This is a genomic window from Frankia gtarii, assembly GCF_025403375.1.
Classification (GTDB): domain Bacteria; phylum Actinomycetota; class Actinomycetes; order Frankiales; family Frankiaceae; genus Frankia; species Frankia gtarii.
Genome location: NZ_JAMPTM010000274.1, coordinates 1 through 8,878, shown reverse-complemented (window position 1 = coordinate 8,878; position 8,878 = coordinate 1). Strand labels below are relative to the sequence as shown.

Annotated in this window: 7 protein-coding genes; 6 read left to right on the top strand and 1 reads right to left on the bottom strand. The window is 70.9% G+C overall.

All coding sequences use genetic code 11. From position 1 onward, the window contains the following. Positions 1-59: 59 nt before the first annotated feature. Both NBZ83_RS26715 and NBZ83_RS26710 read left to right on the top strand, forming a co-directional pair. Positions 60-1,346, top strand: coding sequence for an amidohydrolase family protein (locus tag NBZ83_RS26715; RefSeq protein ID WP_261570543.1), 1,287 nt, complete (start codon positions 60-62; stop codon positions 1,344-1,346). A gap of 55 nt (positions 1,347-1,401) precedes the next feature. After that, positions 1,402-2,220: an SDR family NAD(P)-dependent oxidoreductase gene (locus tag NBZ83_RS26710; RefSeq protein ID WP_261570544.1), complete on the top strand. Its 819-nt coding sequence runs from the start codon at positions 1,402-1,404 to the stop codon at positions 2,218-2,220. 114 nt (positions 2,221-2,334) lie between these two features. Here NBZ83_RS26710 and NBZ83_RS26705 read toward each other — a convergent pair whose 3' ends face one another. Beyond that, positions 2,335-3,546 carry a CaiB/BaiF CoA transferase family protein gene (locus NBZ83_RS26705; protein WP_261570545.1) on the bottom strand — a complete coding sequence of 404 codons (1,212 nt, stop codon included), beginning with the start codon at positions 3,544-3,546 and terminating at the stop codon, positions 2,335-2,337. Between the two features lie 419 nt (positions 3,547-3,965). Here NBZ83_RS26705 and NBZ83_RS26700 point away from each other — a divergent pair, with 419 nt between their 5' ends. The 4 genes from NBZ83_RS26700 (at position 3,966) to NBZ83_RS26685 (ending at position 8,624) form a co-directional block, all read left to right on the top strand. Beyond that, the gene (locus NBZ83_RS26700) at positions 3,966-4,763 is read left to right on the top strand and encodes an SDR family oxidoreductase (RefSeq protein ID WP_261570546.1); all 798 of its coding nucleotides are present in this window, start codon (positions 3,966-3,968) and stop codon (positions 4,761-4,763) included. 299 nt (positions 4,764-5,062) lie between these two features. Then, positions 5,063-6,352 (top strand): amidohydrolase family protein, encoded by a 1,290-nt coding sequence (locus NBZ83_RS26695; protein WP_261570547.1) that lies wholly within the window; start codon positions 5,063-5,065, stop codon positions 6,350-6,352. 119 nt (positions 6,353-6,471) lie between these two features. After that, positions 6,472-7,293, top strand: a complete 822-nt coding sequence (locus tag NBZ83_RS26690) for an alpha/beta fold hydrolase (RefSeq protein ID WP_261570548.1) — start codon at positions 6,472-6,474, stop codon at positions 7,291-7,293. Then, positions 7,290-8,624: a PP2C family protein-serine/threonine phosphatase gene (locus NBZ83_RS26685; RefSeq protein ID WP_261576020.1), complete on the top strand. Its 1,335-nt coding sequence runs from the start codon at positions 7,290-7,292 to the stop codon at positions 8,622-8,624. The genes NBZ83_RS26690 and NBZ83_RS26685 overlap by 4 nt, the downstream gene beginning before the upstream one ends. The last annotated feature ends 254 nt before the right edge of the window (positions 8,625-8,878 follow it).

Here is an 8,878-nt window from a genome sequence, read left to right as displayed (position 1 = left end):
TTGTGTATAAGAGACAGCGGCCTGACCACCGCCCCGCCGCCCGCTGACAGGAGCGCCCCATGGATGTCGGTGACCTCATCCTCGTGAGCGTCGACGACCACGTCGTCGAGCCGCCCACCATGTTCGACGCGCACATCCCCGCCCGATACCGCGACCGCGCGCCCCACGTCGTCGAGACCGCCGACGGCAACCAGATCTGGACCTACGAGGGTCAGATCACTCCCAACATCGGCCTCAACGCGGTCGCCGGCGTGCGCCCGGAGGACTACGGGTTGGACCCGACCCGGTTCGACCAGATGCGACCGGGGTGTCACGACATCGACGAGCGCATCCGGGACATGAACGTCAACGGGGTGCTGGCCAGCCTGAACTTCCCGACCTTCGCCCAGTTCTGCGGCCAGTTCCTGACCCGGGCCACCGCCGACCGCGAGCTCGGGCTCGCCGTCGTGCGCGCCTACAACGACTGGCACATCGACGAGTGGGCCGGCGCCCACCCCGGCCGGATCATCCCGCTGGCCGTCATGCCGCTGTGGGACGCCGAGCTCATGGCCGACGAGATCCGCCGGGTCGCCGCAAAGGGCTGCCGCGCGGTGACGTTCTCGGAGAACCCGGCGAAGCTCGGCCTGCCGAGCCTGCACAACCGCTCCTGGGACCCGTTCTGGGCGGCCTGCGCGGAGACGTCCGTCGTCGTCTGCCTGCACATCGGCTCGTCGTCGCAGGTGCCGGTGACCGCCGAGGACGCGCCGATGGAGGTGTCCATCGCGCTCAGCCCGATGAACACCCAGTCGACGCTGACCGACCTGCTGTTCTCCGGCGTGCTCCCCCGCTTCCCGGACCTGCGGATCGCGCTGTCCGAGGGCGGCATCGGCTGGATCCCCTACACCCTCGAGCGCTGCGACTACGTCTACCGCCACCACCGCGCGTGGACGGGCACCGAGCTCGGCGACCGGCTGCCCAGCGAGCTGTTCCGCGACCAGATCTACAGCTGCTTCATCGACGACCCGGCCGGGCTCGTGCTGCGCGAGCGGGTCGGCCTGCACACGATCATGTGGGAGTGCGACTACCCGCACGGCGACTCGACCTGGCCGAACAGCCCCGAGGAGCTGGCCCGCTCGCTGGCCGGCATCCCCGACGACGAGGTCAACGCGATCACGCACCTCAACGCGCTGCGGGCGTTCGACTTCGACGCCTTCTCGCACCGCCCGCGCGAGCGTTCCACCGTCGCCGCGCTGCGGGCCGAGGGCGCCGACGTCGACCTGACGCTGCGCCACATCCTGCGCGAGCACCGCGGCAGCACCCCCGGGGAGCTCGCCGCGATCGCCGTGCAGGCCGCGGGCCGGGGTTGACGGGCACGGGGTTGACGGGCACGGGGATGTCGGGCACACGACGAGAGGACGGCACGTGAGGCTGCAGGGCAAGGTCGCGCTGGTCACCGGCGGCACCGCCGGCATCGGCGCCGGGATCGTGCGGATGTTCGTCGACGAGGGTGCGGCGGTGGCGTTCACCGGACGCAACGAGTCCACCGGCATCGCGCTGGAGAAGGAGTTACGCGACGCCGGCGGCACCGCGACGTTCGTGCGCGCCGACAACCAGATCGAGTCGGACGTCGCGGGCGCCATCGCCGCGACCGTCGACGCCTACGGTCCGGTCACCGTGTTGGTGAACAACGCGGCGGCCACCGACGTGACGATCAGCGGCGTCGACAACCACGTCGACGAGATCACCAACGAGGACTTCGACTACACCGTCCGCACCGCGCTGTACGGGACGCTGTGGGCCAGCAAGTACGCGATCCCGCACATGCGCGCGGCGGGCGGCGGCTCGATCATCAACATCTCGGCGTCGTCGAGCATCCTGTCCGTGCGCTCCCGACCCGCCTACCAGGCGTCCAAGGGGGCGATCAACTCGCTGACCCGGCAGATGTCGGTCGACTACGGCCCGGACTCCATCCGCGCCAACGCGATCATCGTCGGGTTCATCAACACCGACGGCGACACCATGCGCAAGCTGCTCGCCGACGCGGAGTACATGCACGTCATCCGCAGCATGCTGTCGCTGCCGCGGCTCGGCGAACCCGCCGACATCGCCGCCGCCGCGGTCTACCTGGCCGCGGACGAGTCGAAGTACGTCACCGGCACCCAGCTCACCGTCGACGGCGGCGCGACCAGCCACCAGCCGGTCGTCCCCCGCGTCGTCCCGAACGAGCCGGTCGCAAGCTAGCCGGTCGCCGGCTGGCCGGTCGCCGGCTGGCCGGTCGCAAGCTGGCCGGTCGCGGGCAACCGGGCCGGATCCGCCGGGCGACGGGCGGATCCGGCCCGGGTCACGGGCGGCGGGTCAGACGGCCGGGGGGCCGCCGAGCACGCCGTCCTTGACCAGCCGGTCGATCTCCTCGCCGTCGTAGCCCACCTCGCGCAGCACCTCGCGGGAGTGCTCGCCGAGCGCCGGCGCGCCCAGGCGCATCACCGGGTGCGCGTCGTCGAACTGGGCCGGCGCGGCGGGCAGGCGTAGCCCCGGGCGGGTCGGATGGTCCATGAGGTAGCCGTTGTCGACGACGGCCGGGTCGGCGACGACCTCCTCGGGCACCGCGTAGAACGAGAAGATGCAGTTCTGCTCCCGTAGCCGGGCGTCGAACTCGGCGCGGCTGAACGCGCCGATCGCCGCCCGGAACCGGTCGCCCAGCTCGCCCCAGGCGGGCCGGCGCGACGCGGCGTCCGGGTAGGCGTCGATCAGCTCGGGCAGGCCGACGGCGGTGCAGGCGGGCGCCCAGTAGCGGGCCTCGTCGAGCATCACGAGATTGACGAAGCGGCCGTCGCCGGTGCGGTAGGTGTTGACCAGGGGGCTGCGCGGGCCGCCGCCGGTCATCTGCATCTGGCGACCGGTCAGCGAGCTGTAGGCGAGGTCGGGGCCCATCGTCCAGGTCGCGCCGTTGAGCAGGGCGGTGTCGACGACGACGCCCTTGCCGGTGCGCAGGACGTGGACGAGGCCGGCGCAGACCGCGCCGGCGAGGTACATGCCCGTCGGCACGTCGCCGAGGGCCGGGCGCTGCATCGTCGGCTCCGGCGCGTCCGGCGCGGTGAGCACGTGGGCGACGCCGCCGCGGGCCCAGTAGGAGACCCCGTCGTAGCCGCCGGCCTCGGCGTCCGGGCCGGCCTGGCCCTGGCCGTGGCCCTTGGCCACGACGAGCTTCGGGTTGATGGCCAGCAGGTCCGCGGGTTCGGTGCGAAGCTTGCGCCGCACCCGGGGAAGCTGGTTGGTGATGTAGACATCCGCCCAGCGGACGAGCCGTTCGAACACGGCCCGGCCGGCCGCCGTCTCCACGTCGAGCGCGACGCCCCGCTTGTTGCGGTTGACCAGCTCGAACATGAACTCCTCGCCGTCGGCCTCGGGAACGAGGCGGTTGGCATGGATCTGGCGCATCGGATCGCCGGTGGGCCGTTCCAGCTTGACGACGTCCGCACCGAAGTCGGCCAGCGCCGCCGCGGCGGACGGCACGAACCCGTGCTCGGAGAACTCCAGCACCTTGATACCCGCGAGCGGAGCAGTCATAAGATCAACACCTGGCCTCCCTATGGTCGACCTGTCGGCCGCACCCCACGATGATCACCAGGATCGGGATCACCTCGTCAGTCCTTCAGGGCGACCGGAGACTTGACGAAACCATCAAGTAGCCCCCGCGCCGGCTCGGCCCAGGGGGCGGTCCGGCCGCCCACGCCCTGCGCGGCGGCGCCACCGATGCGTTGACGCTTCCGCCAGAACGTTCCTAGAATTGTGTTCTACATCGCGGCCGCCGCCTTGACCACACCTCGCCCGCTCGGCGCTCGCGGTTCGATCCGGTCGAGTCTTCGTGCCGCCGTCCATCGGCACCCGGCCGGTCGACGTTCCCCGCCCGGCCGCCCGGCCGCCCGACACCTCGGGCCGCTCTCCGGGCGAACGGGCACAGCACTCACGCCCAGGAGGCACCACGCATGGATCTCGGCATCGCTGGCAAGGTCGTCTTCTTAACCGGTGGGAGCAAGGGGATGGGCCGCGAGGCCGCCCGCCTGCTCGCCGCCGAAGGCTGCAAGGTCGCGATCGTCGCGCGGACGAAGACCGCCATCGACGCGGCGGTCGAGCAGATCACGGCCGACGGCGGCACCGCGATCGGGATCCCGGCCGACCTCACCGACCGCGCCGACGTCGACCGGGCCGTCGCCGAGGTCACCACGACGCTCGGCCCGCCGCTGATCGTGATCGGCCAGACGGTGTTCAACATCCCGGGCGACTTCGAGGACATCACCGAGCCCGAGCACTACGTCGACTCGTTCCGCAGCTACACGATGAGCCAGGTCTACCTGCTGCACGCCGTGCTGCCCGGGATGCGCGAGGCCGGCTGGGGCCGCTTCGTCCACATCGGCTCGGCGACCGCCAAGGAGCCGGTGGGCGCGATCCACCACGCCATCGCCAACGCCACCCGCCCGTCGACGATCGGCCTGCTCAAGACCGTCTCCGACGAGTACGCCCGCTACGGCATCACCGTGAACACGGTCGCGCCGGGCTGGATCGAGACCGACAACGCGATCGCCTACATGAACGCCAACGTCGGCGTGCACGACGAGCAGGCGCGCCGCGAGTGGATGCGCACCAACGCACGGGTGCCCGCCGCGCGCCTCGGCCGCCCGGACGAGATCGCCTCGATGATCGTGTACCTGTGCTCGGAGCAGGCCGGCTACGTCACCGGCAACTGGATCGAGGTCGACGGCGGCCATCACCGCTCGGCGTTCTGAGACCGCTCGGCGTTCTGAGACCACCGCGACCGGATCCTCACCACGAGCGGATCCCCACCGCGAGCGGGTCGCCGCCTGGACCGGATCGCCCGGTGGGTCCGATCCGCTGGCGCCCCTTTCATCCTGACAGTAGCCTTAGTAGTGTTACAGCTCATAGAGCTGCGTCACGTTCACCAACGAGGAGCAGGGAGGCATCCGGTGAGATCCGCGCCCTCCCACCGGGACCCGGCAGGACCGGTGCACCCGGACCCACGCACGCTGATGCGTTCTTCTGTCCTCTGTAGGCGTCAAGGAGTGTCATGCAGGTCGAAGACCTTATCCTGATCAGCGTCGACGACCACGTCGTGGAACCGCCCACGATGTTCGACGCGCACATCCCCGCGAAGTACAAGGACCGGGCCCCGCACATCGTCAAGGGCCCGGGTGGCGGCGACCTGTGGGCGTTCGAGGACGGCTTCGCCCCGAACGTCGGCCTCAACGCCGTCGCCGGCTGTCCGCCGGAGGAGTACGGGCTCGACCCGACCGAGTACACCCAGATGCGCCCCGGCTGCTACGACGCCGACGAGCGCGTGCGGGACATGAGCGCCGGCGGCGTGCTCGCGGGCATCAACTTCCCCACCTTCCCGCACTTCTGCGGCCAGCTGTTCCTGCGCGCCAAGGACAAGGACCTCGCGCTGGCCAGCGTGCGCGCCTACAACGACTGGCACATCGACGAGTGGGCCGGCTCCCACCCGGACCGACTGATCCCGATCACCCTGCCCGTCCTGTGGGACCCCGAGCTCGCCGCCGAGGAGATCCGCCGGATCGCCGCGAAGGGCGCCCACGCGGTGACCTTCTCGGAGAACCCGACCAAGCTGGGCCTGCCCAGCTACCACACCGAGTACTGGGACCCGTTCCTGCGTGCCTGCGCGGACAACGACGTGGTCGTCAACATTCACATCGGCTCGTCGTCGTCGATGAACATCACCGCCCCGGACGCCCCGCCGGAGGTCATGATCGCCCTGACCCCGGTGAACAGCCTGATGGCGGTCACCGACCTGGTCTTCTCCGGGATCTTCAAGCGGATCCCGAACCTGCAGATGGCCCTGTCCGAGGGGGGCATCGGCTGGCTGCCCTACGCCCTCGAGCGCGCCGACTACGTCTACCAGCACCACCACGCGTGGACGTTCACCGACCTCGGCGGCCGGCTGCCCAGCCAGGTCTTCTACGACCACATCTGGACCTGCTTCATCGACGACCCGGTGGGCGTGAAGCTGCGCGACCAGGTCGGCATCAACAAGATCATGTGGGAGCTGGACTACCCGCACTCGGACTCCACCTGGCCGCACGGTCCCGAGAAGCTGTTCAAGGACCTCGCCGGGGTCTCGGACGCCGACATCAACAAGATCACCCACGAGAACGCGATGCGGGCGTACTCGTTCGACCCCTTCACCATCCGGCCGAAGGAGAAGGCCACCGTCGCCGCGCTGCGCGCCGAGGCGGCCGACGTCGACATCGAGACCAAGAGCATGGGCCGCCGCAAGGCCGAGGCCGACTCCGGCAACGCCGCGCTGCTGGGCTCGGTCGCCGCCACGGGCGCAAACCGGTAGCCCCACCCGCCAGGTAGCCCCACCCGCGCGGGCCGGCCCCGGCCGGCCCGCGCGGGTGCCTGCGTGCGTGGTCCCTCTCACCGCGCCACTCCCGGCGTCCAGGTAAAGAATGTACGGCTATGGACGTGCGGAGCAGGAACCACGTGGTGGTCACCGGCCGGGAGGGTGCGCCCATCGTGATGCTGGCGCACGGGTTCGGCTGCGACCAGAACATGTGGCGCCTGGTGGTCCCCACCCTGGCCCGCGAGTTCACCGTGGTGCTCTTCGACCATGTCGGCGCCGGCCGCTCCGATCTGACGGCCTGGAACCCGCGGCGCTACGCCACCCTGGACGGCTATGCCGAGGACGTCGTGGAGGTCTGCGCGGAGCTCGCCGCGGGACCGGTGACGTCCACGGGGCCGGTGACGTTCGTGGGTCACTCGGTGAGTTCCATGATCGGGGTTCTGGCCGCCGCCCGGCGGCCGGAGCTGTTCGACCGACTGGTCCTGCTCACCCCCTCCCCCTGCTACCTCGAGGACGGCGACTACCACGGCGGCTTCAGCGCCGAGGACATCGACGAGCTACTGGAGTCGCTGGAGAGCAACTACCTGGGCTGGTCGGCCACGATGGCGCCGGTCATCATGGGTAATCCGGACCGACCCGAGCTGGGCGAGGAGTTGACGAACAGCTTCTGCCGTACCGACCCGGACATCGCCCGGTCCTTCGCCCGGGCGACCTTCCTGTCGGACAACCGGGCCGATCTCGCCCGGGTCCGGGTGCCCACCCTGGTGGTGGAGTGCTCGAACGACGCGATCGCGCCGACGGGCGTGGGCGCGTTTGTCCAGGCGAGTATCCCGGGCAGTGAACTGGTGACGTTGCCGGCGACCGGCCACTGCCCGCAGCTCAGCGCGCCGGAGGCCACGGCGGCGGCGATCGTCGCGTTCGCAGGCGCCGGGCGGTGACGGACGAGGGCGCAGGTGAGGCGGTGTGCGCGGACTCCGGTCAGCAGCTCCCGTTCGCCGCGCTGCTGGAGGACAGCCTCGAGGATCTGTACGAGAACGCGCCCTGCGGCTACCTCTCCACCCTCCTGGACGGACAGATCGCAAAGATCAACCTTACTCTGCTCGGCTGGCTGGGCTACCGCCGCGACGAGCTGGTCGGGCGGCGCCGCTTCGCCGACCTGCTCACCGTCGGGGGGCGGATCTACCACGAGACCCACTTCGCCCCGCTGCTGCGCATGCAGGGCGAGATCAGCGGCATCGCCCTGGAGCTCAAGGCCGCCGACGGCACCCGGCTGCCGGTCCTGGTGACCTCGACGGTGCGGTCCGGCGACGACGGGCGGCCGCTGCTGATCCGCACCACGATCTTCGACGCCAGGGATCGTCGCGCGTACGAGACGGAGCTGCTGCGCGCCCGGCAGGAATCCGAGCGCGAACGCGCACGCCTGCAGCGCCTGGCCACCACGCTGCAGCGAACCCTGCTGCCTCCGGTCCTGCCGCCGGTGCCCGGCCTGGACGTGGCCGCGCACTACCACTTCGCCTCGACCGACGAGGTCGGCGGAGACTTCTACGACCTGTTCCCGCTCGCCACCGGCGCCTGGGGACTGTTCCTCGGTGACGTGCGCGGCAAGGGCGCCGCCGCCGCGGCCGTGACCTCCCTCGTCCGGTACACGCTGCGGGCCGCCGCCGTGTACGACCCGGACCCGGCCGCGGTGCTGGCCAACCTCAACACCGTCCTCGGCGCCGACACCGTCCTCGGCGCCGACACCGTCCCCGGCGACGAGGGCCACGACTACGAGCCGCGCTTCTGCACCGTGATCTTCGGACTGCTCACCCCTGGCGGAGACGCCGGCGGCTTCACCCTCGCCCTGGCCAGCGGCGGCCATCCCCCGGCGCTGCTGCTGCGGGCCGATGGCACAGCCACCTACCTGCCCACCCCCGGCGGTCAGCTCATCGGCGTCCTGCCCGACGCCCAGATCTCCACCACCCGCGTGCGCCTCGCACCCGGCGACACCCTGCTGCTCTACACCGACGGGCTGACCGAGGCCCGCACCGCCGGTGTCGACCGCCACCGCTACGGCGACGACGCACTGCTCAACCTCGCCGCCGGCCTGACCCCCACCACCGCGTCGGCAGCCGTCGACACCCTGATCGCCCTGTTGGACGGCTTCGGCGACGGACTCGACGACGACACCGCGGTCCTGGCCATCAGCGTGCCGGCCGACGGGGGCCAAGACCGTCCGCACGGGATCGGGATCGGCCGCCAGCCGGTCCTCGGGAAACCGCCGTCTTGAGGTACTGCCCGTTTCACGGGCACGTGATAGTCGGGCTGTATCAGCTTTCTTTATGCCACCTCCGGTATTGATGCCCGACTCGTCCGGTAGAGGCCTGGACCGTTCCGTCCACCGGCTGATGTGCCCGGGTCGAACGCTGGCTCGGCCGGTGACCGAGTCGATCACCGGCCGAGCGCAGGGTCCTGCTCTGCTTGCGTGCGCTACTTCCGAGAGTTCGTCTACGCCTGGTCGGGCTTCGGGGCCAGTGTGGGCGT